The following is a 26,955-nucleotide window of genomic DNA, read 5'->3' as shown; positions in this document are numbered from 1 at the left end:
GGTTGTTGAATTTGGGAGGAAAGCCAGTCCCCTCACCCCGGCCCTCTCCCCAAAGGGGCGAGGGGGAAAGGCGTCACCGAGCGGTCCCCTCTCCCTTTCAGGGAGAGGGTTAGGGTGAGGGTATGTTTTTACTGCCACCCATACCGACGCGCATAGAATCCTTTCACCATCTGCGTCAGCACCATATACCCCGCGAGGATCGCCACCAGCCACGGGAAGTAGCTTAGCGGCAGCGCCTGCAGCTGCAGGTAGCTCGCCAGCGGTGAGAACGGCAGCGCGATGCCGAGCGCCATCACAATCCCCGTCATCACAATCAGCGGCCACGCGGCACGGCTCTGGATGAACGGTATGCGGCGCGTGCGGATCATATGCACAATCAGCGTCTGCGACAGCAGCCCTACCACGAACCAGCCGGACTGGAACAGCGTCTGGTGTTCCGGGGTGTTGGCGTGGAACACAAACCACATCAGGCAGAAGGTCAGGATGTCGAAGATGGAGCTGATCGGGCCAAAGAACAGCATAAAGCGCCCGAGATCTGCCGGGTTCCAGTGCTGCGGCTTCTGGATCTGCTCGTCGTCCACGTTATCAAACGGGATAGCCACCTGAGACACGTCGTACATCAGGTTCTGGATCAGCAGGTGCAGCGGCAGCATCGGCAGGAACGGCAGAAACGCGCTTGCCACCAGCACGCTGAAGACGTTACCGAAGTTGGAGCTGGCGGTCATCTTGATGTACTTGAGCATATTGGCAAAGGTACGGCGACCTTCGATGACGCCCTCCTCCAGCACCATCAGGCTTTTTTCCAGCAGAATGATATCCGCCGCTTCGCGGGCAATATCGACCGCCCCGTCTACGGAGATACCGATATCCGCCGCACGCAGAGCGGGCGCATCGTTGATGCCGTCGCCCATAAAGCCCACCACGTGCCCTTCGCGCTTGAGCAGGGTGACGATGCGCTCTTTATGCATCGGCGTCAGGCGGGCAAACAGCGTGGTACGCTGGGCAAGCTTCGCCAGCTCGTCATCAGAGAGATGTTCAATATCGCTCCCCACTACCACGTCACCCGCGTCCAGCCCCACCTCGTGGCACACTTTCGCCGCCACCAGCTCGCTGTCTCCGGTGAGAATTTTGACGGTAATGCCGCTCGCCTTCAGCGCCTTCAGCGCCGGTGCGGTGGTCTCTTTCGGCGGATCGAGGAAGGCGATGTAACCCTCGAGGATCAGATCGGATTCGTCGATACGCTGATAGTCCCCTTCACGCGCCGGCAGGAACTTGCTCGCCACCGCCACCACGCGCAGCCCCTGACGGTTCAGGTTGTCGGTGACGCGCTTGATGCGGCGCAGCATGGTGTCGTCCAGCGGCACGATGTCGCCGTTATAGCGTACCTGCGTCGACACGTTCAGGATCTCCTGCAGCGCGCCTTTGCAGATCAGCTGATGCACATCCGTCTGCTCGCTCACCACCACCGACATGCGGCGGCGCTCGAAGTCGAACGGGATCTCATCCACCTTCTGCCAGCGGCCGGAGAGCGTGCGGGCGGACTCTTCATCCACCCCTTCCAGCACCGCGACGTCGAGCAGGTTTTTCAGCCCGGTCTGGTAATGGCTGTTCAGCCACGCGCTGTGCAGGACGCGCTCGCTGGTTTTGCCGGAGATATCGGTGTGGTTCTCCAGCACGATTTTGTCCTGCGTCAGGGTGCCGGTTTTATCGGTGCAGAGAATGTCCATCGCGCCAAAATTCTGAATGGCGTCGAGGTGTTTGACGATCACCTTCTGTTTAGAGAGCTTCACCGCCCCGCGCGCCAGCGTGGAGGTGACAATCATCGGCAGCATTTCCGGCGTTAAGCCGACGGCTACGGAGAGCGCAAACAGCGCCGCTTCCCACCAGTCGCCTTTGGTGTAGCCGTTGATCAGCAGCACGATCGGCGTCATCACCATCATAAAGCGGATCAGCAGCATGCTGACGCGGCCAATCCCCTTCTGGAAGGCGTTCGGCTCGCTCTCCTGCTCGCTGACGCGTCCGGCAAGCTGACCAAACCAGGTGTTGCCCCCGGTGGCGGTGACAATCGCCTGCGCGGTGCCGCTGACCACCGTGGTGCCCATAAAGCACAGGGTGTCGCACTCAAGCGGGTTCATCTGCTGCGGGTCGCGGCTGCGCGCCACCTTTTCAACGGGCAGGGATTCCCCGGTCAGGGAGGCCTGCGCGACGAAAAGATCGCGCGCCTGGATGATGCGTAAATCCGCCGGGATCATGTCCCCCGCCGCCAGCTTCACCAGATCCCCCGGCACCAGCTGGTCGATAGGCAATTCCACCCAGGCGTTTTCGCCGAGATCGTTGATCACGCGCGAGACGGTCGCGGTGTTGCTGACCATCGCCTTCAGGGCGTCCGCCGCTTTGGTGGAGCGGGCCTCCTGAATAAAGTTCAGCAGCGTGGAGATGCCCACCATCAGGGCAATCACCCCTGCGGCAAACAGATCTTCCGTCGCGTAGGAGATGAGGCCGAGCACGGTCAGCAGCAGGTTGAACGGGTTGCGGTAGCAGAGCCACAGATGCACCCACCACGGAGACGGCTTTTGTGCCGGAATGAGGTTATCGCCGTGCACGGCGCGGATTTTTTCCACTTCTAACGCGTTCAGCCCTTCCGGGTGTCCGCCAAAGGCGCGCCAGACTTCGTTTTCATCCATCGCCGCCGCGTTCAGGCAGCGTTCGGTCAGGGACGCGGGGATCGCCGCCCCCGCCATGTTTTTGGCATTGGGCAGCGGGTCGCGCTGAACCAGACGGTGTGGCAGGTGGCGGCTCAGCAGGGCCTGCAGCTGCCGGGTGATATTTTTAAACATAGTCATTCCTCCGCACCCGCGAATGCGGACGCAGCATTTCCTTCAGGCGTGGCAAGGCCGTACCTGAGAGGCACTCAATTTTTCAAGCAGGAACGTTTGGGACGTTGCTGCCTCACATCACCGGTGAGTCAGCAACAGGCTGGCTTACCGGAAAGAACGCATTCTCCCGTTCAGGAGAGGTGTGGGATCGGGATCCATGAAGCCTCCGGTAAGTAAAAAGTAGGGTGTCGCCGCGCAGTATAAGGATTTAAGCGTACCCTTTGTGACGATTCGGGCGGTATTATACCCCCCTGCAAATAAACCGAACGTAAACCAGACTTTGCCCATAGCGAAATCGCGCTATAGCATTAGGCTCAATTGACCATTTTGTCGTTGTTACAGGGAATACAGCATGCAGAACCGCCTTACGATTAAAGACATCGCGCGTTTAAGCGGCGTGGGGAAATCAACCGTCTCACGTGTGCTGAACAACGAAAGCGGCGTCAGCGAACGCACCCGCGAGCGCGTTGAGGCGGTCATGAATCAGCACGGCTTTTCCCCTTCCCGCTCCGCGCGCGCCATGCGCGGGCAGAGTGACAAAGTGGTCGCCATCATTGTCTCGCGTCTGGACTCTCTGTCTGAAAACCTTGCCGTGCAGACCATGCTGCCCGCCTTCTATGAGCAGGGATATGACCCGATCATGATGGAGAGCCAGTTCTCGCCACAGCTGGTGGAAGAACATCTGGGTATGCTCCAGCGGCGCAACATTGACGGCGTGGTGCTGTTCGGCTTTACCGGCATCAAAGACGAGATGCTAAAACCCTGGCAGCCGTCGCTGGTGCTGCTGGCGCGCGATGCCCACGGTTTTGCCTCCGTCTGCTATGACGACGAGGGCGCGATTATCACCCTGATGCAGCGCCTGTTTGACGAAGGCCATCGTCATATTAGCTTCCTCGGCGTACCGCACGCGGACGTCACCACCGGCAAGCGTCGCCATGAGGCCTATCTGGCCTTTTGTAAAAAGCACAACCTCTCCGCCGTGGCCTCCCTGCCGGGGCTGGGCATGAAGCAGGGCTACGAGCAGGTCGCCAGCGTCCTGACGCCGCAGACCACCGCGCTGGTATGCGCCACGGATACCCTGGCGCTGGGTGCCAGCAAATATCTGCAGGAGCAGCGCATCGATAACCTGCAGGTGGCGAGCGTCGGCAGCACGCCGCTGATGAAGTTCCTGCACCCGGAGATCATCACCGTCGATCCGGGCTACGCCGAGTCCGGCAGACAGGCCGCCGCGCAGCTGATCGAGCAGATAAACGGGCGCGCTGAGCCGCGTCAGATCGTTATTCCTGCCCACCTTTCTTAACCCCCGCTCAACGGTTTATTGTGATCTTCGCCCGATTTCGGGAACGTTCCCATTTTCGCCGTCACGCTGAAGGAGTAGGCTTGCGCTCAGGTCATTACACCCTCTCACCATCTGTCATGAGGTTTCATGATGAGTAAAGTCAAACAAGCAGATATCGATCGGCTGATCGTCCTGGTCGGCGGCCGCGAAAACATCGTTACCGTCAGCCATTGCATTACCCGCCTGCGCTTCGTGCTGAACGATCCGGCCAAAGCTAACCCGAAGGCCATTGAAGAACTCTCCATGGTTAAAGGCTGCTTCACCAACGCCGGTCAGTTCCAGGTCGTGATTGGTACCGAAGTGGGCGATTACTATCAGGCTCTGCTGGCAACGACCGGGCACTCCTCCGCCGATAAAGAGCAGGCGAAGAAGGCCGCGCGTCAGAATATGAAGTGGCACGAGCAGCTGATTTCCCACTTCGCGGAGATCTTCTTCCCGCTCCTGCCGGCGCTGATCAGCGGAGGCTTGATCTTAGGCTTCCGTAACGTCATCGGCGACGTGCCGATGAGCGACGGCAAAACCCTGGCGCAGATGTATCCGGCGCTGAAAACCGTGTACGACTTCCTGTGGCTGATTGGCGAGGCGATCTTCTTCTATCTGCCGGTCGGGATCTGCTGGTCCGCGGTGCGCAAGATGGGCGGTACGCCGATCCTCGGTATCGTACTGGGCGTCACGCTGGTCTCTCCGCAGTTAATGAACGCTTACTTACTTGGTCAGCAGGTGCCTGAGGTGTGGAACTTCGGCCTGTTTACTATCGCCAAAGTGGGCTATCAGGCGCAGGTTATTCCGGCCCTGTTGGCGGGGCTGGCGCTGGGCTTTATTGAAACCCGACTGAAGCGCATCGTGCCGGATTACCTCTATCTGGTGGTGGTGCCGGTCTGCTCGCTGATTCTGGCGGTCTTCCTGGCGCACGCCTTTATCGGTCCGTTTGGCCGCATGATTGGCGACGGCGTGGCCTTCGCGGTGCGCCACCTGATGACCGGCAGCTTCGCCCCGATTGGCGCCGCGCTGTTTGGCTTCCTGTACGCTCCGCTGGTGATCACCGGCGTGCACCAGACCACGCTGGCCATTGATATGCAGATGATCCAGAGCCTCGGCGGCACGCCGGTCTGGCCGATTATCGCCCTGTCTAACATTGCTCAGGCGTCCGCGGTGACCGGCATCATCATCGTCAGCCGCAAGCACAACGAACGCGAGATCTCCGTTCCGGCGGCCATCTCCGCCTACCTCGGCGTCACCGAACCGGCGATGTACGGTATCAACCTGAAATACCGCTTCCCGATGCTCTGCGCGATGATCGGTTCCGGTCTGGCGGGCCTGGTGTGCGGACTGAACGGCGTAATGGCAAACGGGATTGGCGTCGGCGGCCTGCCGGGCATCCTCTCCATCCAGCCCGCTTACTGGCAGGTATTCGCCCTGGCAATGGCCATCGCGATTATCGTCCCAATGGCGCTGACTACCGTGGTTTATCAGCGTAAGTTCCGTCAGGGCTCGCTGCAGATTGTTTAATCTCTCTCTTTCGGGGCGCAGTTGCGCCCCTTCGCATTTGCAGGAACACACTATGAATACCCTTCCTCACTGGTGGCAAAACGGCGTTATCTACCAGATTTACCCCAAGAGTTTCCAGGACACCACCGGCAGCGGCACCGGCGATTTACGCGGCGTGACGCAGCGTCTGGACTACCTGAAAACCCTCGGCATCGACGCCATCTGGCTGACGCCGTTTTATATCTCCCCGCAGGTGGATAACGGCTACGACGTGGCGAATTACACCGCCATCGACCCGGCGTACGGCACGCTGGATGATTTTGACGAGCTGGTCGCCGAGGCGCACCAGCGCGGCATTCGCATCGTGCTGGATATGGTGTTCAACCACACCTCAACCCAGCACCCCTGGTTCCGGGAATCGCTGAACAAAGCGAGCCCGTACCGCCAGTTCTACATCTGGCGCGACGGCACGCCTGAGCAGTTGCCCAACAACTGGCGCTCCAAGTTTGGCGGCAACGCCTGGCGCTGGCACGCGGAGAGCGAGCAGTATTACCTGCACCTGTTCGCGCCGGAGCAGGCGGACCTCAACTGGGAAAATCCGGCGGTGCGCGCCGAGCTGAAAAAGGTGTGCGCGTTCTGGGCCGACCGCGGCGTCGACGGCTTGCGCCTCGACGTGATTAACCTGATTTCAAAAGACCAGGATTTCCCGAATGACGAGGCGGGCGACGGTCGCCGCTTCTACACTGACGGGCCGCGCATCCATGAATATCTGCAGGAGATGAGCCGCGACGTCTTTACCCCGCGCAACCTGATGACGGTAGGCGAGATGTCCTCAACTTCGCTGGAGAACTGCCAGCAGTATGCTTCTCTCGATGGCCGCGAGCTGTCGATGACCTTTAACTTCCACCACCTGAAGGTGGACTATCCCGGCGGCGAAAAGTGGACGAAGGCGAAGCCGGACTTCGTGGCGCTGAAAACCCTCTTCCGCCACTGGCAGCAGGGGATGCATAACAAAGCCTGGAACGCGCTGTTCTGGTGTAACCACGACCAGCCGCGCATCGTGTCGCGCTTCGGTGACGAAGGAGAATACCGCGTTCACGCCGCAAAGATGCTCGGGATGGTGCTGCACGGCATGCAGGGCACGCCGTATATTTACCAGGGTGAAGAGCTGGGGATGACGAACCCGCACTTCAACCGCATCACCGATTACCGCGACGTGGAAAGCCTGAACATGTTCGCCGAACTGCGCGCCAACGGCCGCGATCCGGATGAATTACTGGCGATTCTGGCGAGTAAGTCCCGGGATAACGGGCGAACCCCAATGCAGTGGGACGCGTCGCACAATGCGGGCTTTAGCGAGGGCGAACCGTGGATTGGCGTCTGCGACAACTACGAAACCGTGAACGCCCGCGCGGCGCTGGACGATGCGGATTCCGTCTTCTATACCTATCAGTCGCTGATTAGCCTGCGCAAAACCCTGCCGGTGCTGACGTGGGGAGATTATGAAGATCTCCTGCCGGAACACCCTTCTCTGTGGTGCTACCGTCGCCAGTGGCAGGGACAGACCCTGATTGTTGCGGCAAACCTGAGCAATACGCCTCAGGAATGGCAGACAGACCTTCTCAGCGGTAAGTTGCAGGTGCTGATGAGTAACTACCCGACACCACCAACGACGTCGCTGCGTCCGTTTGAAGCCGTCTGGTGGTTGCAACAGTAACCGTCCTGCCGGGTGCAGCCCTGCACCCGGCTTACTTTACTGTTTTTGTTGAATAATTAATCAGATTTTTCTCGCTCGCCTTTACAAATGCTGTAGCGCCCGCCGTTTGTACTCTCGCCTTTTTACTTTGTTCTGAATCAAATAAATCGCAAACATGTTTGATGCAAATCACTATATGTAGCACTTAAAATGCACGCCGACCCAATATCTTGTATTTATCGTCTACTATTCCAACAACAAGACGGCGCTTACGCTGGCCGGAATTGTGGATAACACGAGCCGGGAACGCGGGAAGTCTTTGGCCTGGCGGGAAATGCGTCCGGTGAATACTTCTCCACCTCTGTGGATAACCTGTTTTCAAAAATGGAGTGATCATGACACCGCATGTGATGAAACGTGATGGCTGTAAAGTGCCGTTTAAATCAGAGCGCATCCAGGAAGCCATTCTGCGTGCAGCTAAAGCAGCGGGAGTCGATGACGCAGATTACTGCGCCACCGTCGCAGAAGTCGTTAGCAGCCAGATGAATGAACGCAGCCAGGTCGATATCAACGAAATCCAGACCGCGGTTGAGAACCAGCTGATGGCAGGACCTTACAAGCAGCTGGCGCGCGCCTACATTGAGTACCGCCACGATCGTGACGTTCAGCGCGAGAAACGCGGCCGTCTGAACCAGGAGATCCGTGGCCTGGTCGAGCAGACCAACTCTGCGCTGCTCAATGAAAACGCCAATAAAGACAGTAAAGTGATCCCGACCCAGCGCGATCTGCTGGCCGGTATCGTCGCCAAACACTATGCCCGTCAGCATCTGCTGCCGCGCGACGTGGTGTCTGCGCACGAGCGCGGCGAAATTCACTACCACGATCTCGACTACTCGCCATTCTTCCCGATGTTCAACTGCATGCTGATCGACCTGAAAGGCATGCTGACCCACGGTTTTAAAATGGGTAACGCCGAGATTGAACCGCCTAAGTCGATCTCCACGGCCACCGCCGTCACCGCGCAGATTATCGCCCAGGTCGCCAGCCATATTTACGGCGGGACCACCATTAACCGCATTGACGAAGTGCTGGCTCCGTTCGTCACGGCGAGCTTCAACAAGCATCGTAAAACGGCTGAAGAGTGGCAGATCCCGGACGCTGACGGCTACGCCCATTCCCGCACCGAGAAAGAGTGCTACGACGCCTTCCAGTCGCTGGAATATGAGGTGAACACGCTGCACACCGCCAACGGCCAGACGCCGTTTGTGACCTTCGGCTTTGGGCTGGGCACCAGCTGGGAATCGCGCCTGATCCAGCAGTCGATCCTGCGCAACCGTATTTCCGGCCTCGGTAAGAACCGCAAAACGGCGGTGTTCCCGAAACTGGTGTTCGCGATTCGCGACGGCCTGAACCACAAGTTTGGCGATCCAAACTACGATATCAAACAGCTGGCGCTGGAGTGCGCGAGCAAGCGCATGTACCCGGACATTCTGAACTACGATCAGGTCGTCAAAGTCACCGGTTCGTTTAAAACGCCAATGGGCTGCCGCAGCTTCCTCGGCGTGTACGAAGATGAAAACGGCGAGCAGATCCACGACGGGCGTAACAACCTGGGCGTCATCAGCCTGAACCTGCCGCGCATCGCGCTGGAGGCGAAAGGCAACGAAGACGCCTTCTGGGCGCTGCTGGACGAGCGCCTGCAGCTGGCGCGTAAGGCGCTGATGACCCGTATCGCCCGTCTGGAAGGAGTCAAAGCCCGCGTCGCGCCGATCCTCTATATGGAAGGAGCCTGCGGCGTGCGCCTGAAAGCGGACGATGACGTGTCGGAGATCTTCAAAAACGGCCGCGCGTCGATTTCGCTGGGCTATATCGGCATTCACGAAACCATCAACGCGCTGTTTGGCGACACGCACATGTACGACAGCTTGGCCCTGCGCGAAAAAGGCATCGCCATCGTTCAGCGCCTGCGCGACGCGGTAGACCAGTGGAAAGAGGAAACCGGCTACGGGTTCAGTCTGTACAGCACCCCAAGCGAGAACCTGTGCGACCGCTTCTGCCGTCTGGACACCGCCGAGTTCGGGATTGTGGAAGGCGTGACCGACAAAGGGTACTACACCAACAGCTTCCACCTCGACGTGGAGAAGAAGGTAAACCCGTACGACAAGATCGACTTCGAAGCGGGCTATCCGCCGATCGCCAGCGGCGGGTTCATCTGCTACGGCGAGTACCCGAACATTCAGCACAACCTGAAGGCGCTGGAAGACGTGTGGGATTACAGCTACCAGCACGTGCCGTATTACGGGACCAACACGCCTATCGACGAGTGCTACGAGTGTGGCTTTACCGGTGAGTTCGAGTGTACGAGTAAAGGCTTTACCTGCCCGAAATGCGGCAACCACGACGCGGCCCGCGTCTCCGTGACCCGTCGCGTGTGCGGCTACCTCGGCAGCCCGGACGCGCGTCCGTTTAACGCGGGCAAGCAGGAAGAGGTGAAGCGCCGCGTGAAGCATCTGGGGAATGGGCAGATCGGGTAAGTTCTGCGCAGGGTACTCCCCCTCACCCTACCCCTCTCCCTCAAGGGAGAGGGAACCGATCGAGCACATTGCTAATCCTGACTCCGGTTTTCTCCCTCTCCCTGTGGGAGAGGGCCGGGGTGAGGGCATCAGGTTAACGCTATGAACTATCACCAGTACTACCCCGTCGACATCGTCAACGGCCCCGGCACCCGCTGCACCCTGTTCGTCTCTGGCTGCGTCCACGAATGCCCCGGCTGCTACAACAAAAGCACCTGGCGCCTGAATTCCGGCAAGCCGTTCACCGCGGAGATGGAAGATAAAATCATCAGCGACCTGAACGACACGCGCGTTCACCGCCAGGGAATTTCGCTCTCCGGCGGCGATCCGCTGCATCCGCAAAACGTGCCGGATATTTTGAAGCTGGTGAAGCGCATTCGCCGCGAGTGCTCGGGAAAAGATATCTGGGTCTGGACAGGCTACAGGCTGGATGAGCTGAACGCGCAGCAAATGGAAGTCGTGGATCTGATTAACGTGCTGGTCGACGGCAAGTTCATGCAGGATTTAAAAGACCCGGCGCTTATCTGGCGCGGCAGCAGCAACCAGGTTGTGCATCATTTGCGTTGATCAAAGGCGGATGTTATCCATCCGCCCTTATCTCAAAAACGACTCAAACTCTCCATCGCCACCGCCTTAAATCCGGCAAAATCCTCGCAGCTACAGAGACGTGACATCGCCCGCTCGCGCAGGAAGGTGACGAAGATATCGTAAATCGCCATCGCCTCTTCGTACTCGCTTTTGCTGATGGCGAGCAGGAAGATGACGTGCGCGGTTTCGTCGCCCCACTGAACGCCGTGCGGGGCGAGCACGGTATAGACCACCGTTTTCTGCGCCAGCAGGCCGAGGGAGTGCGGGAGCGCAATACCGTCACCGAGCATGGTGCTGACGATGGCTTCACGCTCGACGACGGAATCCAGGAACTCCGCGCCAACAAAGCCTTCTGCCTCAAGCTGTTCACACAGCTCGCGGAACAGCGTCTGCTGATCGATCGGCTTGTCGATAATGCGGAAATGGGCCGCGTCGAAGTATTTATCCAGCATCCACGGACGGGTGCGGTCCACCAGCACCAGTTTGCCAATCTGCTCCAGCTGATAGTCGGTCGGGAACGGGGCGATCGTCACTACCGGTTTTGACTTTTCGCTGACGCGGGCGGTGGCGATCACAAAGTCTTCGCCAATCGTTTCCGCCAGCTCGTACTCGCGCAGGGTGAGCGTGCGCGTGACCTCAATCTGCGGGTATTTACGCTGCAGCACCGCCTCAATCATGCGGACCATGGCATTACCGGCGTCGCATACCAGCAGCACGCGCGGCTGACGCTGGTAGCCAATGTTGTAGTGACGCTCCAGCCCGACGCCAATATGCAGCACCAGGAAACCAATCTCGTTTTCGCTGATCACATACGGCGTGTATTTGCCCCAGCTCGACACCGCCGCGAGGGTCATGTCCCACGCCATCGGGTAGTGCTGCTTGATGTTATCCAGCAGCGGATTGGGGATCATGATTTGATACCGCACGCGGGTAATCATGGTTTTAATATGCGTCAGCAGATCCGCGTGCAGCTGCGCGTCGCTAAGCAGGTTGTAGTTATAGTGAGTGTTGATGTAGCGCAGGATGTAGTTGACCAGCGCTTCATCGTCATCGGCATTAATCGCGCTGGGCGCGATCTCCTGGATCTGCCGCGCCGCAATGTGCACGCACAGCCAGCTCTCCTCCGACGGCGAAAGCGTTTTGCCCGCCAGCTGCTGGATGGTCACCGCGATATCCTTCGCCGCCTCGCGCACGTTCTCTTCCACGTCTTCGGCATGGAATTCCGGCAGCGGGTAACCTTCGCTGATGCGACGTACCGACACCGCGCAGTACAGGCGCAGGAACAGCTCGCCTTCATCGGTCAGGCGAATGTGGTGACGCGTCAAGGCGTCGTGCAGCACCGGCACCATCTGCTCCGCCACGCCCGCATTGAGCGCCACGTCGGTCACCAGCGGGTTCAGGCTGTCCTGCTGTGCCAGTTCCCAGAGCAGATCGGTCAGGCACGCGCGGGTCGACATCTCGCTGCCAAACAGCTTCATGCCGTGGCGCGGACGGGTTTCCAGCGTCAGGTTGTAACGATGAAACCACTCGCGCACCTCCGCCATGTCGCTTTGCAGCGTGGCGCGGCTGACGAACCACTCGTCCGCCAGATCCTCCAGCTTAAGAGAAAACGCCGAGGTGAGAAAACGCACCACCAGATAATGCACGCGCTCCGGCCCGGTCCGTGGGATACGCAGCGCGCGCGGGTGGGATGCCTGAAGCTGCTGATAGCGCCCGGCATCCTCAATTTTGAGCTGGTAGCCGTTGCCACGGCTCAGGATGAACTGCGCGCCGTGGCTGGCCAGCAGCGCGTTCAGGGCGGTGATGTCCGCACGGACGGTTCGCGTGGAGACCGACAGCCGCTGCGCCAGCTCGTCCTGCGGCAGCGTCTCGTTTTGCAACAGATCGAAAAGTTGCGCTAAACGTTGGTTCGGAAATCGCACGGGTTTGTCCTCTTACGGCTTAAGGTGAAATGACCATCTGGGATGGGCTGCCGACCGGGGTATAGTCTGGCTCAAAGCTTAGCTTGCCGTCCTGACCGACGCGGAAACGGGTAATGTTGTCGCTCCGCTGGTTCATGACGTACAGCCAGCGCCCCTGTTTATCGAGCGTCAGGGTGCGGGGATAATCACCACGCGTCCACACATCGTCCTGATGCGTCAGCGTACCCTCCGCTGTTACGGTAAAGTGCCCGATGCTGTTATGCAAACGGTTAGCCACATACAGCTGTTTGCCATCAGCGCTTAATGCCAGCCCGGCAGCAAAGCTGGTGCCTTTGTAGCCTTCCGGCAGGGCTGAAAGCGTTTTGCCCTCTTTCAAGGTGCCGTTGGCGCTCACGGTATAATGGGTGAGCGTAGACGCCTCTTCGTTAATCAGCCACAGGGCATCGCCTTTTGGCGTAAAGACAAAGTGGCGCGGCCCGGCGCCTTTCGAGGAGGCGCTGATAAACGGTGGATCGTTCGGCGTCAGCTTCCCGGTTCGATCGTCAAAACGGTACTGGTAGAGGCGATCCAGCCCCAGATCGGTGGAAAATACGTATTTTCCGCTTGGATCGGCGGCGATCATATGCGCGTGGGGGCCATTATGATCGCTGATGGCAAAGCTGCCCTCCGCAGCGGCTTCGGGCTTCGCCGCGCCCGGTTCGCCCTTGTCCTGATGTGTGTCCGTGGCTTCACCCAGGCTGCCGTCTGCCTTGATCGGCAAAACGGCAATCGACCCGCTGACGTAGTTGGCCACCAGCAGATGGCGACCGTTCGGGGTCAGCGACAGGTAAACCGGCCCCGCGCCGCCGGAGGCCACCTGATTGAGCTCGCTCAGCTCACCGTTATCGCCGACGCGCAGCGCCTGCACCACGCCCTGCTCCACTTCGCTTGCCAGATACAGCGTTTTGCCGTCCTGTGAAAGGGTCAACTGCGCCGCATTCGGCAGTTTGCTCACCAGCGTTTTATTCGCCAGCGCGCCGGTTTGCGGGTCAACGGTAAAGCGGTACAGCCCTTCGCCGTTGGGGTTGTAGGTGCCCACCCAGGCGTATTGCGTCTGGGCGATCGCGGCAGTGGTCAGTAAAGAAAGTGAAGCGACAAGCAGGGTACGGGTGTGCATGGTGGCTCCTGTATATGTGTGAGTTCTACTTCACCAGCTTCTTCGTCATCGCCAGCAGGGTACGCACATCTTCCGGACGCGTATCGCCGCTGGCTTTGTCGATAATTGAGCTGTAGATATGCGGGATGATTTTGCTCACGCCCGCGTCGAGGGCGATCTGCAGGATCTCCTCATAGTTTTCCAGATCGATACCTCCGGTTGGCTCCAGCCAGAAGTCGTGACGGGCGCAGGCTTCCGCCACCGCCTTGTACTCGTCACGGCACTTGAGGCCACCCATCGGGAAGTATTTGATGGAGCTGCCGCCGAAATCTTTCAGCAGCGCAATCGCGGTTTCAACCGGCACGATGCCGTCCGGCGCCGCGCTGCTCAGCGGTCCGGTGGAGATTTTGACCATGCCGACGGTGCCAGTCGGAGAGACCAGACCGTTAACCACGGATTCATTCTGCCCCAGCAGCGCGCGGCTGGTAGCCACGCCGGTAAAGACCTGGTTAACATGCTGCGGCTGCACCTGGCGGGAGATTTCACTCACCATTGCCGACTGGTTCGGGTCGCCCGCGCCCAGGCCAACGGAGAGCGCGTTATCAATCAGGGCGGCGTATTCGCGCATATCGGCGACGGCACTCGCCACGTCCGGGTAATTTTTGGAGAGCACGCCCACCAGCACGTGACCTTCCGCCGCCTCGTAAATGGCGCTGGCGTTGGCTTTGGAGCCTGCCAGCACGTTCAGACAGACGCGGTCACGGTAAAAGTTGGGGGTCAGTTTCATGCTTTTTTCTCCTGTCCTAATACTTCGCTAATGCGGCGGTACACGATGTTCAGCTGCTCAGCATTCACGCTGCGCACGTCCGCCTCGATAATCCCTTCGTTGGCCTTGTAGCCACGGAAGTAAATGGCGTATTCGCCCTGCTTGAGCTTCGCCACCAGGTCACCCGTGCCGACGCCCGTTGCGGCTTCGTCGAACTTAATCTCGGTGCGGGCGATGTCGCGTCCGGCGCTGTCCCAGACCACGCGCGCGGTCACACCGTTCAGAGTGTTGAGCGCCTCGATAAACGGCGTCATTTTCGCCACCATTTCCGCACCGCTCTCTTTGGTCGCCGTCAGGTAGTGTTCGATGGCACAGGTCAGGCCAAGAATGCCCTCTTTGCCCACCTTCATGGCACGGCCAATGCCCGCCGTCTGGCGTTTTACCCACTCTACGTACTGGGTTTTGCCGATCACCAGCCCGCTGGTTGGCCCTTCGATCGCCTTCGCGCCGCTGTAGATCACCAGATCCGCGCCCGAGCGGTAGTACACGTGCAGATCTTCTTCCGCCGCGGCATCGACGATCAGCGGGAGATCGTGTTTACGTGCGACGACTGCCGCCTGCTCGACGCTGAGCATGCTTTTCTGCACGCAGTGGTGCGATTTGATATAGAGGATCGCCGCCGTGCGCGGGGTGATCGCCGCCGCCAGCTGATCGGCAGAGCATTCGTTGGCGTAGCCCGCCTCCACCAGCTTACCGCCACCCAGCGCCACCATGGTGCTCACCGGCGCGCCAAAGTTCACGTTGTGGCCTTTCGGCAGGACGATTTCGTTGTTCTCAATCGGGGTCACGTGCAGGTTTTCCAGCAGCCAGTCGCTGTCTTTCACCAGCACTGCCGCCACGGACTGGGCGATGCCCGCCGACGCGCAGGAGACGACCGTCGCCCCTTCCACATCCAGCAGCTTCGCGATGTATTCCCCGGTTTTGTTGACCAGATCCTTCATCTCGAAATAGTGATTCATGCCGTCCATCGCCGCCTGTACCACTTCCGGGCGCGGCGTGGAGACGCCCAGCGCCGTCATGCGGCCAGAGGTGTTGATAACCTGCTTTAAGCGGTACTTCTCATAAATCGAAGGCATTTTCCGTGCTCCCTTGTTCGGTCATGTAGCCCTTGCCCGCGCGGATCGCGGCAAGCGGCACCAGAATGTGTTCAGCCTGCAGGCTGTCGTTTTCGGCATCCGTCAGCACCGTCGGCTGACGTTTAATCGTGAACAGCGTCAGGTCGGCGTCGAGACCCGGCTGAATGCGGCCTTTGCGCGCCAGACGCAGGCCGTCGGCGGCGTTCGCGGTCACGCAGTCAATCACCTGCGGCAGCGACATGCCGATGGCGAGAAACTTCGACATCACGCTCGCCAGCGAGCCCACCGGGCCGTTGATGCGGTTGCGGCAGTAGATATCCGAGCTGATGGTGTGCGGCAGAATGCCCATCGCGATGGCGCGTTTCGCCACCTCAAAGCTGAAGCTCGCCGTACCGTGGCCGACGTCCAGACGCACGCCGCGCTTCAGGGCGGAGGTGATGGAGGCGCGCAGCTCGCCGGAGGACGTCAGAATGCGGTTGGGTTTGCCGTTATAGCAGTGGGTAATGATGTCGCCCGAGCTCAGCAGTTCGGCAATTTCGTCGAGGTTCGGCGGGTTGTTGCCGATGTGCACCATCAGCGGCAGGTCGCCGTTCTCTTTCTGAATGGCTTTGGCGCGCTCCAGCGGCGTAATGCCGTTTTCACCGACCACGCTGCTGCTCATGCGCGCCTTCAGGCCGACGATAAAATCAGGGTGGCGCTTCACCGCCTGCTTCACCGCGTCGGTGTCGATGTTGGCCATATTGGCCAGCTCGTTCTGGGCAATCAGCCCCACGCGGGAGATGTTCAGCAGGGCAAACACCTCGGTGGAGGCCCTGCGGGTGATGTCATAGAAATCGTCCACGTCGTCGGCACCGGTACTGCCCGCGTCCACCACGGTGGTGACGCCGGTGGCAATGCCCACGCTGTCGGGCTCGTCGTGGTAAATCGGGGAGTTCGGGTAGCAGTGAACGTGGGAGTCAATCCAGCCTGCGCTGACGAACACGTCGCCGTTCAGCTCAACCGTTTTATGCGCGGGGGCGTCAATGTCGCCCAGCGCCGCGATCTTCCCGTCCTGAATGGCGATATCGGTCAGGGTATCGTCGGCAAAGCGCGCACGGCGCAGGAGTAAATCAAACATGAGGATCTCCTGATAAGGCGGGCGCCGGAGCGCCCGCGGGTATTAAAGGGCGACCGGGAACAGCCAGCCCAACAGCATTGCACCCAGAATGGCGCCACCGGTGATCGGCTTCTGCCAGATGTAGAACACCAGCGCTCCCAGCAGGGAACCGACGCCGATAGGAATGGAGGCGGTCATGGCGCTCAGGATAATCAACGGCCCGAGGAAGCGGCCGGAGGCGTTGCCCGCGCCCATCATCACATCTGCGCCGTAGGTGGAGTTGCTCTGGTTGATGGTGAACTTACGCGCCAGGATGATGACGTAGCCAATTGCCAGACCAATCACCAGGCCGGTGATCAGCGAAGCAATGAAGTTGGTCACCGGGAACATGATGCCCGCGCCCAGCAGCAGCGCCGGTACCCCGAGGCCCACGCCGGTCTGGATCGCACCGCCGATGTCGAGAATACCGACCAGCGACCCTTCGATAATACGGGCGAACAGGAAGCTCGCGCCGAACGCCGCCACCGCACCGTAAACGCCGGTATCGATGCCCGCCTTCAGCATCGCCACGAAGGCCACTTCGTTAAACGCGCCGATGCCGTAGAGGTAGTACATGTGCGTCCCGGCGAAGACGCCGGAGGAGAGCAGGCCAACAAAGATCGGGAACGACCAGTCGGCATACCAAAAACCTTTATTCTGTTCCATTTAGAGGCTCCTGTTATTTACCGCTGAGCGAGTTGTGGATCATGTCGAGCCAGTTCGGCACGGTCAGATGGAAGGATTCGATCATCTTCATGTCGAAGCCGCGGAAGAAGCCGCTCAGCACGAAGAGCAGGACGATAGCCGCCATCATCACTTTGGTGACGTGGTTCCAGCCGCTCTCTTCCACGCCTTTACCGATCAGGATCCCCAGCACCAGGCCCGGTACGGCGTTGCCCATAATCAGCTGCGCCGCGCCGCCGAAAATAGTGGCCCAGAAGCCCGATTTTTTACCCGCGTCGATGGCTGCCAGCCAGAAGATCACCGGCATCACGGTGTTCACCAGCAGGTTAGCCGCAGGCACCAGCACCTTCACGGCGGTGACCTGGAGCGCTGCCGGAACGGAGGAGGCGGTCAGGTTCAGGAAGGTCACGACGATCATGCCGATTACGCCGCAGGCAATCGCCATTTTGCGCGGATCGTGCAGCGTTTCGCCGACGTTACGGTTTTTGATCATCAGTGCAGCAGCACCCCAGTTCGGGATGATGCGGTGGTCAACGTCCTGTGTGAAGGCACCTGCGGCCACGGAAGAGGCCCAGGCGTTAAAGAAGAAACCTAACCCAAAGGAGAAGTGGGACGCCGGATCCCCTTCACAGGAGTTCAGTTCCCCCAACGTACGAAACGCGCCCATACCCTGTGTGGTAGGCGCATGAAACATGCGTGCAGCCCCGGCTCCGACACCGACGCCAACCAGGCCGCCAATGATGAGCGATTTTATTAATATAATTAAGAACATCAGTCTGCCCTTTTATGAATAATCAGCGTTGCGTGACGAAATCCACCTGGTCAAGATTGATAGCGGTCACGTTGACGGTCACATCCAGCTCCACGCTGTAGGTGCGTCTTTCCCGGCGCAGAAAGAAGAACAGAAACGCTTCTTTACGCACCGCTTCTTGCGCCTGAACGACCTGCACATCCTGTGGCTCAATACGCAGTAAGATATGCGGTGAAGCTTTCATCACCGCGGCCTGAACGTGGTTGAGCGCGTCGGCAAAGGCGCGCGCTTTGGCGTCGCCTTTTCCCTTCACTCTCACCGTGGTTGTGAACTGTTCTTTCATGCTTATGCGCCGTATTTTTTCTGCCACGCCTGCACCAGACGCTCGCCCAGCTCTTCTTTATCCATAAAGCCGAAGCCCAGCACGTTGCAGCCTTCGTTGATGGCGGTCACGCCCTCTTCCACGGAACGCATGCCGTATTTGGCTTTGTAGCCATATTTGGTTTGGGCAGTGATGGCACCCGCGCCGCCGCTGCCGCAGAAGGAGATGCCGAAGGTGGCGTTTTCCGCCTTCATCATGTCACCCAGCTTCATGTCCGCCGCCATGCCCGGCACAACCACCGCGCGTCCACCCGCTTTTTCCACACCGGCAGCCACTTTCTGACCTTTGCCCAGGCGATCGCCAATCACGACTGTAATCTGTTCCATGTGTTGCTCCTTAAAGGTTGTCTTTCGCGACTTCAAAGTGAACGGAGAGCAGCCAGGCTTCTTCATCAGGAAGGTTGCCAAACTGCGCGACCACTTCACGGGCGAGCCGCATTGAATCCGGTGAAATTTCGTCAAACAGCTCTGCTTCAACCTCCGGCAGCGGCTCGCCGGTCACGGACCGGTGCGCCATGGCGCGCACGTGGGAGGTGAGCATCTGCTCCTGTACCGCATTGGGGATGATGTTGTGCCGGGCCAGCAGGGCATAAACCTGCTGCAGCATGGTGTTTGCGAGCTGTTCTGTTTGCTCCGCCTGTTCCCCAACGTCGTTCATTACCGCTCCGTTAATCACTGGTCTTACCCCGTTAATGGCTCTGGAATAAAACTAACGTTGGGGGGGAATTGTTTGTAGCGAGTTGTTTTCCACTTCGAAGTGGAAAGGCGAGCCGCGGCAGTGATCTGTGCCACATAAATGCGGTGAATCTGGATAAACCGATGCATTTACGTGATGAATATCACGCTATTGCGCGGCCAAAACGGGGCAAGCAAAGCGGAAAAGATTACGAGCGGGCTCGTAGAAATGTGACGTGGATAAGGTTTTCTTATGGGGATCCGCTAGAGTGGCAACGGGTGCTTGAGACTGACCGTCTCAGGCATGGGACGGAAAGTGGAAAGCCCCGCCTGATAGAAAATCAGGGCGGGGGCTCGAAACGACACGTCACACCGTGGAGTTCGCTACCTCGCCCGCTTTAAAGCAAGGAGGCATCCATGAAACGCCAAAACCCAGGCATTGGAGTTTTGATGATTATTGCTTTGACAATAATCATCTTAACGCTGGTGACGCGGAAAACACTGTGCGAGATCAGTTTTCGAAACGATTCTTTTGCAGTGACAGCGAGGATGGATTGTCGCTCCGGCCAGTAGGGAGCAAGGATGCGGGGGCGCGTCATGCGCCTCCGCATACGGACAAAGGACGTACAGCTCAGGCACCCAATTAACGATACTTTTGGTGGTACGTGTTGCGCGTGGTCGCAAACTGCTCGGCCGCCGCCTGGGCTTCCTTCACTTTGCCTTCGTTAGCCAGCTTCAGCGCGCCGTCGATCTGGCCGACCAGCACGTCAAAGCCGTGGCGATAGTCTTTCATCTCTGCACTGTCTGCGGCTTTGCTTTCCAGCTTAGGCGGGGTCGCTTTTTGGGCGTCCAGCGCCGCTTCACGCATTTTGGTCAGCGCGTCTTTCATTTCAGCCGCATTGTCCGTTTTCTGCACCACCTTCAGGTTTTGACCGAGGATGCCCATGTCGTCTTCAAGATCGGCAGCAAACGCAGAAGAGCCAAGAACCAGCGTTGAAGCCGCGACGATCGCTAACAGGTGTTTACGCATTGCTCACTTCCTTTTTTATTATTAAAACGCCTTTACGGGTATTACTGGCCGGCGATTTTCATTTCCGGCAGAAGTACAGAACCACACTGTATATTGCTACGTGTTTCAATATCGTTACCGACCGTAACGATATTGCGCCACATGTCCTTCAGGTTGCCGGCAATCGTAATCTCGCTTACCGGATACTGAATTTCGCCGTTTTCCACCCAGAAGCCCGCCGCGCCGCGCGAGTAGTCGCCGGTGATGCCGCTTACGCCCTGGCCCATCAGTTCCGTGACGACCAGGCCGGTGCCCATCTCTTTCAGCATCTGCTCAAAGCTCAGGCCCTGTCCGGCAATGCGCCAGTTGTGGATGCCGCCAGCGTGTCCGGTGCTTTTAAGCCCCAGCTTGCGCGCGGAGTAATTAGTCAGCAGCCACTGGGTCAGCACGCCGTCTTTGACGATGTCACGACGTTCGGTACGCACGCCTTCGCTGTCGAACGGCGTGGAGGCCAGCCCTTTCAGCAGGTGCGGATGCTCTTCGATGGTCAGCCATTCCGGCAGGATTTGCTTGCCCAGCGAATCGAGCAGGAAGGTCGATTTACGGTAAACCGAGCCGCCCGCGATAGCGCCCACCAGATGACCAAACAGACCGGTCGCCACTTCGTTGGCAAAAATAACCGGGGCCTTCATGGTGGAGAGTTTGCGCGGCGACAGGCGAGACAGCGTGCGTTCGGCACACTCTTTTCCCACCCACTCAGGAGACTGCAAGTCCCCCAGCGCGCGGCCAATGGTGTAGGCGTAGTCACGCTCCATGTCACCATTCTCTTCGGCGATGACGCAGCTGGAGAGCGAATGACGGGTGGAGCAGTAGCCCTGCAGCATGCCGTGGCTGTTGCCGAAGACTTTGATGCCGTAGTGGCTGTTGAAGCTGCCGCCTTCGGTATTGGTGATGCGTTTATCCGCCTGCAGGGAAGCCTGCTCGGCGCGCGCGGCCAGTTCGATCGCTTCGTCCGGGGTCACTTCCGCCGGGTGGAAAAGATCGAGATCCGGCGCATCAAACGCCAGCAGCTCTTTATCCGCCACGCCTGCGTAAGGATCCGGGGAGGTATAACGGGCGATATCCAGCGCCGCCTGCACCGTACGGGCAATGGCATCCGGACTGAGATCGGTGGATGACGCGCTGCCTTTGCGATTCTGGTGATACACCGTGATCCCCAGCGCGCCGTCGCTGTTGAATTCGACATTCTCCACTTCGCCATAGCGGGTACTCACGCTGATGCCGGTGGTTTTGCTGACCGCCACTTCGGCGCCATCTGATTTTTCTGAAGCAAGCATCAGCGCGGTGGAGACGGCTTCTTCAAGAATCTTACGCTGCGCTTCAACTTGTGAGGTTACTTTCATCGCAAATGCCATACTGTAAGAGAGAGTTATCTGAAGTCTAACAGAGAACCGTTTTTCAGTGCGCGTCTTAACTGGTAACATTAGCCTCTTTTTTTAAGGAGCCTGACATGACTAAGCAGCCCGAAGACTGGCTCGACGACGTTCCCGGTGATGACATCGAAGACGAAGATGATGAGATCATCTGGGTCAGTAAAAGTGAAATTAAACGTGACGCCGAAGAGTTAAAACAGCTTGGCGCGGAAATGGTAGAACTGGGTAAAAACGCGCTGGACAAGATCCCGCTCGACCAGGATCTGCGTGATGCCATTGAACTGGCACAGAAAATCAAAAAAGAAGGCCGTCGTCGCCAGCTTCAGCTTATCGGGAAAATGCTGCGTCAGCGCGACGTCGATCCGATCCGCCAGGCGCTGGACAAGCTGAAAAACCGCCACAACCAGCAGGTTGCGCTGTTCCACAAGCTGGAGCAGATCCGCGATCGCCTGATTGAACAGGGTGATGATGCCGTACCGGAAGTGCTGAACCTGTGGCCGGATGCCGACCGCCAGCAGCTGCGTTCCTTGATCCGCAACGCGAAGAAAGAGAAAGAAGGGAATAAACCGCCGAAGTCTGCGCGCCTGATTTTCCAGTATCTGCGCGAGCTGTCTGAGAACGAAGAGTAATCCCCCTCTCCCCAGAGAGGCGAGGGAGAAAAGAACGTAGGCCCGGTAAGCGCAAGCGCCACCGGGCTTTTTTTTACGCGTCGGCGGCCGCTTCCGCTTTCTTCGTAAGGCCGTCCAGCAGCTTCTGATGGATCCCACCAAAACCGCCGTTGCTCATCACCAGAATGTGGTCGCCAGGCTGAGCGGCTTTCACCACCATATCCGCGAGCGCATCCACATCCGCGCTCCAGTGCGCAGGCTGAATGCAGGCATCGGCGACTTCCGCCACCTGCCACGGAATATGCTGCGGCTGCAGCAGGAAGACTTCATCGGCACGTCCTAATGACGGCGCGAGATCGTCTTTGCAGATGCCCATCTTCATGGTGTTCGAGCGCGGTTCCAGCACCGCCAGAATGCGCGCGGTACCGCCGACCTTGCCACGCAGGGCAGCAAGCGTCGCCAGAATGGCCGTTGGATGGTGCGCGAAATCGTCATACACGGTAACGCCGTGGGCTTCACCGCGCAGCTCCAGACGGCGGCGGGCATTGATAAACGAGCCCAGCGCATTGGCTGCATCCGCAGGCAGCACGCCCACGTGACGCGCAGCTGCAATCGCCATCAGGCCGTTGTGCATGTTGTGCTCGCCCACCAGGCCCCACTTCACCTCACCCACTTTTTCACCGTCGAGCAGCACTTCCCACTCGGAGGCATCAGCGTTGAGTTTTTTCGCCTGCCAGTGGCCCTGCTCGCCCACCAGCTCCTGCTCGCTCCAGCAGCCCATCGCCAGGGTTTGCTTCAGGTTGATGTCGTTCTCCGGCAGGATGATGCGCCCCTGACCCGGAACAATGCGCACCAGGTGGTGGAACTGTTTCTGGATCGCTTTCAGATCGTCAAAAATATCCGCGTGATCGAACTCAAGGTTGTTGAGGATCAGCGTGCGCGGGCAGTAATGCACGAACTTAGAACGCTTGTCGAAGAACGCGCAGTCATACTCGTCGGCTTCGATCACAAAGAACGGGCTGTCGCCCAGACGCGCAGAGACGTCGAAATTACCCGGTACGCCGCCGATCACGAAGCCCGGCTTGTAGCCGCAGGCTTCGAGGATCCAGGTCGCCATTCCGGCGGTGGTGGTTTTGCCATGGGTACCAGCAACGGCAACCACCCAGCGGTCGCGCAGGACGAAGTCATGCAGCCACTGCGGGCCGGACATGAACGGAATATTGCGTTCCAGTACCGCCTCGACGCACGGATTGCCGCGGGTCATGGCGTTGCCAATGATCACCAGATCCGGCTCGGGATCCAGCTGGCTGGCATCGTAGCCCTGAATTAAAGCGATGCCCTGTTTCTCCAGAAGCGTGCTCATCGGCGGATACACATTGGCGTCCGAACCTGTCACTTCATGGCCCAGCGAGCGCGCCAGCATTGCCAGTCCGCCCATGAAAGTGCCACAAATCCCCAATATATGAATGCGCATACGTCACTATCCTTCTTCAATGTGGCGCACATTTTACTCACATGTTAGCGGGTGTGAAACGCATTTCAGGTAAATCCGTATGTTGCTGGCGCGATTCACCTCTGCGCTAATATTTGAATGTTTGTTAAGATTGTTGGGCTTTAGTCGTTTTAGTGAACATACAATCGCTCTACTCACAAAGATGCAGGGAAAGTGTTATGAAAACGTTAGGTGAATTTATTGTCGAAAAGCAGCACGAGTTCTCTCATGCTACCGGTGAACTCACTGCTTTGCTGTCGGCAATAAAGCTGGGCGCTAAGATCATCCACCGTGATATCAACAAGGCCGGTCTGGTCGATATCCTGGGTGCCAGCGGTGCCGAGAACGTTCAGGGCGAGGTTCAACAGAAGCTCGATCTGTTCGCAAATGAAAAATTGAAAGCTGCACTGCGCGCGCGCGACATCGTTGCGGGTATCGCCTCTGAAGAAGAAGATGAAATTGTTGTTTTCGAAGGGTGTGAACACGCTAAATACGTTGTTCTGATGGATCCGCTCGACGGCTCCTCAAACATCGACGTTAACGTTTCTGTCGGTACCATTTTCTCCATCTACCGCCGCGTCACGCCTGTTGGCACGCCGGTGACCGAAGAAGATTTCCTGCAGCCGGGCATTAATCAGGTTGCTGCCGGTTACGTCGTTTATGGCTCCTCCACCATGCTGGTGTATACGACCGGGTGCGGGGTTCACGCCTTCACGTACGATCCTTCCCTGGGCGTTTTCTGTCTGAGCCAGGAACGCATGCGCTTCCCGCAGAAGGGCAACACCTACTCCATCAACGAAGGCAACTACATCCGATTCCCGAACGGCGTGAAGAAGTACATTAAATTCTGCCAGGAAGAAGATAAAGCGACCCAGCGCCCGTACACGTCCCGCTATATTGGCTCTCTGGTCGCGGATTTCCACCGTAACCTGCTGAAAGGCGGTATCTACCTCTACCCAAGCACCGCCAGCCACCCGGACGGGAAACTGCGTCTGCTGTACGAATGCAACCCGATGGCGTTCCTTGCCGAACAGGCGGGCGGCAAGGCGAGCGACGGTAAAGAGCGTATTCTGGACATCGTGCCGGAAAGCCTTCACCAGCGCCGTTCATTCTTCGTCGGCAACAACCACATGGTTGAAGACGTTGAACGTTTTATCCGTGAGTACCCGGACGCGTAATCCCTCTCTTCAGGGGAGCCTGTCCGGCTCCCCTTGTCATTTATATATTTTACCGTATAAGTGTTTATAAAAAACATGCTTTAATATTCACCACTGCTCCTGCATTATTTCCATAACAGTTTGACAGATATTTCGTGGAGCAGAATTGCAATGAAAAATTATTCCCGTGCTAATACCGGCATTGATTTAAATCTTATCCCTGTATTTATTGAAATCGTCCGCTGCGGCAGCATGGCAAAGGCCTCTTTGCGTCTGGAGATGTCCCGTCCTGCGGTGAGTCTGGCATTAAAGCGCTTTAATCAACTCTTTGATGAGCCGTTATTTTTCCGTAAAGGTTTATACCTTGAACCGACTGAAAAAGCGTTAGCCTTAACCAGCTCGCTGGAAATATTAATGGGCGAAATTCACGATAATATCGGGGCGCTTAATTCCGGAAGGAATAAAACCCCGGCACAGAACGTACCGGGGCTGGGTAATATTATGCCGCGTTCTGAGTCGTCACTTTGAATGATGACATGGCTTCCATCAGCTGACGCGACTGCTCCTCAAGGGAGCGGGTCGCGGCGGAGGATTGCTGCACCAGCGCCGCATTCTGCTGCGCGGTTTCGTCCATCTGGTTCACCGCAATATTCACCTGCTCAATTCCCCGGCTCTGCTCCTGAGACGCGGTCGCAATCTCTCGCATCAGTTTGGTCATGCGCAGCACTTCGGTGGCGATCTCGTCCATCGTTTCGCCAGCCTGCTGGGCCAGCTCGCTCCCCTCGTTAACGTGGGTCTGCGAATCACTGATTAGCGTTCGGATCTCTTTCGCCGCATCGGCGCTGCGGCTGGCAAGATTTCGCACCTCGCCTGCGACGACGGCAAACCCGCGCCCCTGCTCGCCCGCGCGCGCCGCTTCCACGGAGGCGTTAAGCGCCAGGATATTGGTCTGGAAGGCAATGCCGTCGATCACGCTCAGGATGTCGGCGATGCGCGCCGAGCTGCCGGAGATATCGCGCATTTTTTCAATCACGTAGCAGACCATCTCGCTGCCGTGATCGGCCGTGTCAGACACCGATTTCGCCAGCTGGTGCGCCTGCTCGGCGTTATCGGCGTTGAGTTTCACCGTGGCGGTGATCTGTTCCATACTGGCTGCCGTCTGCTCCAGCGACGTGGCGGTGGATTCCGTACGCTCGGCAAGATCGCGGTTTCCCAGCGTCAGCTCGCGGCTACCGGTGTCAATTTGCGCGCTGGCATCACGTACCCGCAGAACCGAGTTCATCAGCGACTGGCGCATCTCCTCTATCACCGCGTTGAGGCGGTTAAACTCCTGGCTCGCGGGGGCATTCAGCGTATGGGTTAAATCCCCCGCCGCCACATTCTCCAGTTGAGCAATGGAGGCCGAGAGCGGCTTGAGCAGCATATGGCGCAGCACCAGCCAGGCGAGCACGATAATGCCCGCCGTCAGCAGCGCTGCGACGATAATCAGGATCAGGACGCGGGTTTTACTCGACTGCACGGCGCTCACTTCCGCCTGACCCCGCGCTTCGCTCCATTTCTGAAACGCCTGCATATCGTTATCAAACTGCTTCGCCACCGGAATCAACGTCTTCTCGAGCAGATCGTAATACCCGTCCGCGCTCTGGTCATTCAGCGTTTTCAGCATCGGATTGATCCCCTGCTGGCTATACGTCGCCAGGCTGGCCGCCACTTTATCGAGCAGCTGTTGTCCCTGCTCGTCAGCCACGCCGCCGTCGATTACCCCTTTCAGCGTTTTCTGGGCCAGGGCAACTTCCTGATTGATGTTTTTTACCGCGTTGGCCGCATCGTCCAGCATGCCGATTTCCATCATGCGGACGGCCTGACCCGCTTCATTGCGCGCGCGCAGGATCAGCGTATAGCCAGAATTAAGCTGCACCATCTGCTCACCCTGAAGGTGATTAATACGCTGCAGCGAAGAAGAACTCTGTGTGAGGGCATAAATGCCAATGCCGCTGACAATCAGCAGCAGAAGGGTCATAACGGCCAGTAAAGAGAGCAAGCCGGTACGAATCGATAGCGTTTTAAGCATGATATTATTTCCGGTAGCGAGATATTTCTGGGCATAAAAA

General features: G+C 58.4%; 24 protein-coding genes. 9 read left to right on the top strand and 15 right to left on the bottom strand.

The window, feature by feature from the left end; genetic code table 11:
• Positions 1-128: 128 nt before the first annotated feature.
• Complete coding sequence (gene mgtA, locus ACDO57_RS14295) at positions 129-2,837, bottom strand: magnesium-translocating P-type ATPase (RefSeq protein WP_024907265.1); 2,709 nt, start codon at positions 2,835-2,837, stop codon at positions 129-131.
• A gap of 391 nt (positions 2,838-3,228) precedes the next feature.
• Here mgtA and treR point away from each other — a divergent pair, with 391 nt between their 5' ends.
• From treR to nrdG, 5 genes are all read left to right on the top strand, one after another.
• The gene (gene treR / locus ACDO57_RS14290) at positions 3,229-4,176 is read left to right on the top strand and encodes a trehalose operon repressor TreR (RefSeq protein WP_032651468.1); all 948 of its coding nucleotides are present in this window, start codon (positions 3,229-3,231) and stop codon (positions 4,174-4,176) included.
• Between the two features lie 129 nt (positions 4,177-4,305).
• Positions 4,306-5,724 (top strand): PTS trehalose transporter subunit IIBC, encoded by a 1,419-nt coding sequence (gene treB, locus ACDO57_RS14285; protein WP_370884256.1) that lies wholly within the window; start codon positions 4,306-4,308, stop codon positions 5,722-5,724.
• 52 nt (positions 5,725-5,776) lie between these two features.
• Positions 5,777-7,420, top strand: a complete 1,644-nt coding sequence (gene treC, locus ACDO57_RS14280; RefSeq protein ID WP_370884159.1) for an alpha,alpha-phosphotrehalase — start codon at positions 5,777-5,779, stop codon at positions 7,418-7,420.
• A gap of 374 nt (positions 7,421-7,794) precedes the next feature.
• The gene (gene nrdD / locus ACDO57_RS14275) at positions 7,795-9,933 is read left to right on the top strand and encodes an anaerobic ribonucleoside-triphosphate reductase (RefSeq protein WP_370884158.1); all 2,139 of its coding nucleotides are present in this window, start codon (positions 7,795-7,797) and stop codon (positions 9,931-9,933) included.
• Between the two features lie 141 nt (positions 9,934-10,074).
• Entirely contained in the window at positions 10,075-10,539 is a 465-nt protein-coding gene (gene nrdG / locus ACDO57_RS14270; protein WP_370884157.1) for an anaerobic ribonucleoside-triphosphate reductase-activating protein, read from the top strand.
• Positions 10,540-10,571: 32 nt separating this feature from the next.
• Here the strand turns inward: nrdG and ACDO57_RS14265 are convergent, their stop codons facing one another.
• Genes ACDO57_RS14265 through ACDO57_RS14220 form a run of 10 tightly spaced genes read right to left on the bottom strand, consistent with a single transcriptional unit; the run spans position 10,572 to position 19,146 of the window.
• Complete coding sequence (locus ACDO57_RS14265) at positions 10,572-12,482, bottom strand: PRD domain-containing protein (protein ID WP_048992991.1); 1,911 nt, start codon at positions 12,480-12,482, stop codon at positions 10,572-10,574.
• A gap of 19 nt (positions 12,483-12,501) precedes the next feature.
• Entirely contained in the window at positions 12,502-13,638 is a 1,137-nt protein-coding gene (locus tag ACDO57_RS14260) for a lactonase family protein (RefSeq protein ID WP_248165848.1), read from the bottom strand.
• Positions 13,639-13,663: 25 nt separating this feature from the next.
• Positions 13,664-14,404, bottom strand: a complete 741-nt coding sequence (locus ACDO57_RS14255; protein ID WP_024907273.1) for a KDGP aldolase family protein — start codon at positions 14,402-14,404, stop codon at positions 13,664-13,666.
• Positions 14,401-15,519 (bottom strand): DgaE family pyridoxal phosphate-dependent ammonia lyase, encoded by a 1,119-nt coding sequence (locus ACDO57_RS14250; RefSeq protein WP_370884156.1) that lies wholly within the window; start codon positions 15,517-15,519, stop codon positions 14,401-14,403. The genes ACDO57_RS14255 and ACDO57_RS14250 overlap by 4 nt, the downstream gene beginning before the upstream one ends.
• Entirely contained in the window at positions 15,503-16,636 is a 1,134-nt protein-coding gene (locus ACDO57_RS14245; protein WP_370884155.1) for an amidohydrolase/deacetylase family metallohydrolase, read from the bottom strand. Before ACDO57_RS14245 ends, ACDO57_RS14250 begins: the two co-directional genes overlap by 17 nt.
• Positions 16,637-16,678: 42 nt before the next feature.
• Positions 16,679-17,320, bottom strand: a complete 642-nt coding sequence (locus tag ACDO57_RS14240; protein WP_024907276.1) for a DUF4310 family protein — start codon at positions 17,318-17,320, stop codon at positions 16,679-16,681.
• Between the two features lie 13 nt (positions 17,321-17,333).
• On the bottom strand, positions 17,334-18,110 hold the full coding sequence (locus tag ACDO57_RS14235; RefSeq protein ID WP_008501408.1) for a DUF4311 domain-containing protein: 777 nt from the start codon (positions 18,108-18,110) through the stop codon (positions 17,334-17,336).
• 22 nt (positions 18,111-18,132) lie between these two features.
• Positions 18,133-18,432 (bottom strand): DUF4312 family protein, encoded by a 300-nt coding sequence (locus ACDO57_RS14230; RefSeq protein ID WP_006810338.1) that lies wholly within the window; start codon positions 18,430-18,432, stop codon positions 18,133-18,135.
• Positions 18,433-18,434: 2 nt separating this feature from the next.
• Positions 18,435-18,797, bottom strand: a complete 363-nt coding sequence (locus tag ACDO57_RS14225; protein ID WP_010427372.1) for an SFCGS family glycine-rich protein — start codon at positions 18,795-18,797, stop codon at positions 18,435-18,437.
• A 10-nt stretch (positions 18,798-18,807) separates the two neighbouring features.
• A complete protein-coding gene (locus tag ACDO57_RS14220) occupies positions 18,808-19,146 on the bottom strand; it encodes a glycine dehydrogenase (protein ID WP_290094374.1) in 339 nt (112 codons plus the stop codon).
• 416 nt (positions 19,147-19,562) lie between these two features.
• Here ACDO57_RS14220 and ACDO57_RS14215 point away from each other — a divergent pair, with 416 nt between their 5' ends.
• Positions 19,563-19,718: a Hok/Gef family protein gene (locus ACDO57_RS14215; RefSeq protein WP_032651446.1), complete on the top strand. Its 156-nt coding sequence runs from the start codon at positions 19,563-19,565 to the stop codon at positions 19,716-19,718.
• A gap of 70 nt (positions 19,719-19,788) precedes the next feature.
• Here ACDO57_RS14215 and cybC read toward each other — a convergent pair whose 3' ends face one another.
• Positions 19,789-20,175: a cytochrome b562 gene (cybC, locus tag ACDO57_RS14210; protein ID WP_032651443.1), complete on the bottom strand. Its 387-nt coding sequence runs from the start codon at positions 20,173-20,175 to the stop codon at positions 19,789-19,791.
• A gap of 41 nt (positions 20,176-20,216) precedes the next feature.
• Positions 20,217-21,569 carry a metalloprotease PmbA gene (gene pmbA / locus ACDO57_RS14205; RefSeq protein WP_061716069.1) on the bottom strand — a complete coding sequence of 451 codons (1,353 nt, stop codon included), beginning with the start codon at positions 21,567-21,569 and terminating at the stop codon, positions 20,217-20,219.
• 95 nt (positions 21,570-21,664) lie between these two features.
• Between pmbA and yjgA the strand changes: the two genes are divergently transcribed.
• On the top strand, positions 21,665-22,216 hold the full coding sequence (gene yjgA / locus ACDO57_RS14200) for a ribosome biogenesis factor YjgA (RefSeq protein WP_008501414.1): 552 nt from the start codon (positions 21,665-21,667) through the stop codon (positions 22,214-22,216).
• Between the two features lie 73 nt (positions 22,217-22,289).
• On the opposite strand, the gene mpl is transcribed toward yjgA, so the two are convergent.
• Entirely contained in the window at positions 22,290-23,669 is a 1,380-nt protein-coding gene (mpl, locus tag ACDO57_RS14195) for a UDP-N-acetylmuramate:L-alanyl-gamma-D-glutamyl-meso-diaminopimelate ligase (RefSeq protein ID WP_157188524.1), read from the bottom strand.
• A 197-nt stretch (positions 23,670-23,866) separates the two neighbouring features.
• Between mpl and fbp the strand changes: the two genes are divergently transcribed.
• Positions 23,867-24,865, top strand: a complete 999-nt coding sequence (gene fbp, locus ACDO57_RS14190) for a class 1 fructose-bisphosphatase (RefSeq protein ID WP_024907283.1) — start codon at positions 23,867-23,869, stop codon at positions 24,863-24,865.
• 150 nt (positions 24,866-25,015) lie between these two features.
• Positions 25,016-25,372 carry a LysR family transcriptional regulator gene (locus ACDO57_RS14185; protein ID WP_024907284.1) on the top strand — a complete coding sequence of 119 codons (357 nt, stop codon included), beginning with the start codon at positions 25,016-25,018 and terminating at the stop codon, positions 25,370-25,372.
• Here ACDO57_RS14185 and ACDO57_RS14180 read toward each other — a convergent pair.
• Positions 25,344-26,915: a methyl-accepting chemotaxis protein gene (locus tag ACDO57_RS14180; protein WP_208763445.1), complete on the bottom strand. Its 1,572-nt coding sequence runs from the start codon at positions 26,913-26,915 to the stop codon at positions 25,344-25,346. The two genes, ACDO57_RS14185 and ACDO57_RS14180, sit on opposite strands and share 29 nt — an antisense overlap.
• Positions 26,916-26,955 lie beyond the last annotated feature (40 nt).

The sequence above is a fragment of the Enterobacter cloacae complex sp. 2015409 genome, assembly GCF_041365315.1.
Classification (GTDB): Bacteria; Pseudomonadota; Gammaproteobacteria; order Enterobacterales; family Enterobacteriaceae; genus Enterobacter; species Enterobacter pseudoroggenkampii.
Note: the sequence above shows the minus strand (reverse complement) of the source record. Positions and strands in the feature narration are given on the sequence as shown.

What these genes read in the sequence shown, in the direction of transcription:
- mgtA (WP_024907265.1), bottom strand. Translation starts at nt 2,837, where the DNA reads ATGTTTAAAAATATCACCCGGCAGCTGCAGGCCCTGCTGAGCCGCCAC.
- treR (WP_032651468.1), top strand. Translation starts at nt 3,229, where the DNA reads ATGCAGAACCGCCTTACGATTAAAGACATCGCGCGTTTAAGCGGCGTG.
- treB (WP_370884256.1), top strand. Translation starts at nt 4,306, where the DNA reads ATGAGTAAAGTCAAACAAGCAGATATCGATCGGCTGATCGTCCTGGTC.
- treC (WP_370884159.1), top strand. Translation starts at nt 5,777, where the DNA reads ATGAATACCCTTCCTCACTGGTGGCAAAACGGCGTTATCTACCAGATT.
- nrdD (WP_370884158.1), top strand. Translation starts at nt 7,795, where the DNA reads ATGACACCGCATGTGATGAAACGTGATGGCTGTAAAGTGCCGTTTAAA.
- nrdG (WP_370884157.1), top strand. Translation starts at nt 10,075, where the DNA reads ATGAACTATCACCAGTACTACCCCGTCGACATCGTCAACGGCCCCGGC.
- ACDO57_RS14260 (WP_248165848.1), bottom strand. Translation starts at nt 13,638, where the DNA reads ATGCACACCCGTACCCTGCTTGTCGCTTCACTTTCTTTACTGACCACT.
- ACDO57_RS14255 (WP_024907273.1), bottom strand. Translation starts at nt 14,404, where the DNA reads ATGAAACTGACCCCCAACTTTTACCGTGACCGCGTCTGTCTGAACGTG.
- ACDO57_RS14250 (WP_370884156.1), bottom strand. Translation starts at nt 15,519, where the DNA reads ATGCCTTCGATTTATGAGAAGTACCGCTTAAAGCAGGTTATCAACACC.
- ACDO57_RS14245 (WP_370884155.1), bottom strand. Translation starts at nt 16,636, where the DNA reads ATGTTTGATTTACTCCTGCGCCGTGCGCGCTTTGCCGACGATACCCTG.
- ACDO57_RS14240 (WP_024907276.1), bottom strand. Translation starts at nt 17,320, where the DNA reads ATGGAACAGAATAAAGGTTTTTGGTATGCCGACTGGTCGTTCCCGATC.
- ACDO57_RS14235 (WP_008501408.1), bottom strand. Translation starts at nt 18,110, where the DNA reads ATGTTCTTAATTATATTAATAAAATCGCTCATCATTGGCGGCCTGGTT.
- ACDO57_RS14230 (WP_006810338.1), bottom strand. Translation starts at nt 18,432, where the DNA reads ATGAAAGAACAGTTCACAACCACGGTGAGAGTGAAGGGAAAAGGCGAC.
- ACDO57_RS14225 (WP_010427372.1), bottom strand. Translation starts at nt 18,797, where the DNA reads ATGGAACAGATTACAGTCGTGATTGGCGATCGCCTGGGCAAAGGTCAG.
- ACDO57_RS14215 (WP_032651446.1), top strand. Translation starts at nt 19,563, where the DNA reads ATGAAACGCCAAAACCCAGGCATTGGAGTTTTGATGATTATTGCTTTG.
- cybC (WP_032651443.1), bottom strand. Translation starts at nt 20,175, where the DNA reads ATGCGTAAACACCTGTTAGCGATCGTCGCGGCTTCAACGCTGGTTCTT.
- pmbA (WP_061716069.1), bottom strand. Translation starts at nt 21,569, where the DNA reads ATGGCATTTGCGATGAAAGTAACCTCACAAGTTGAAGCGCAGCGTAAG.
- yjgA (WP_008501414.1), top strand. Translation starts at nt 21,665, where the DNA reads ATGACTAAGCAGCCCGAAGACTGGCTCGACGACGTTCCCGGTGATGAC.
- mpl (WP_157188524.1), bottom strand. Translation starts at nt 23,669, where the DNA reads ATGCGCATTCATATATTGGGGATTTGTGGCACTTTCATGGGCGGACTG.
- fbp (WP_024907283.1), top strand. Translation starts at nt 23,867, where the DNA reads ATGAAAACGTTAGGTGAATTTATTGTCGAAAAGCAGCACGAGTTCTCT.
- ACDO57_RS14185 (WP_024907284.1), top strand. Translation starts at nt 25,016, where the DNA reads ATGAAAAATTATTCCCGTGCTAATACCGGCATTGATTTAAATCTTATC.
- ACDO57_RS14180 (WP_208763445.1), bottom strand. Translation starts at nt 26,915, where the DNA reads ATGCTTAAAACGCTATCGATTCGTACCGGCTTGCTCTCTTTACTGGCC.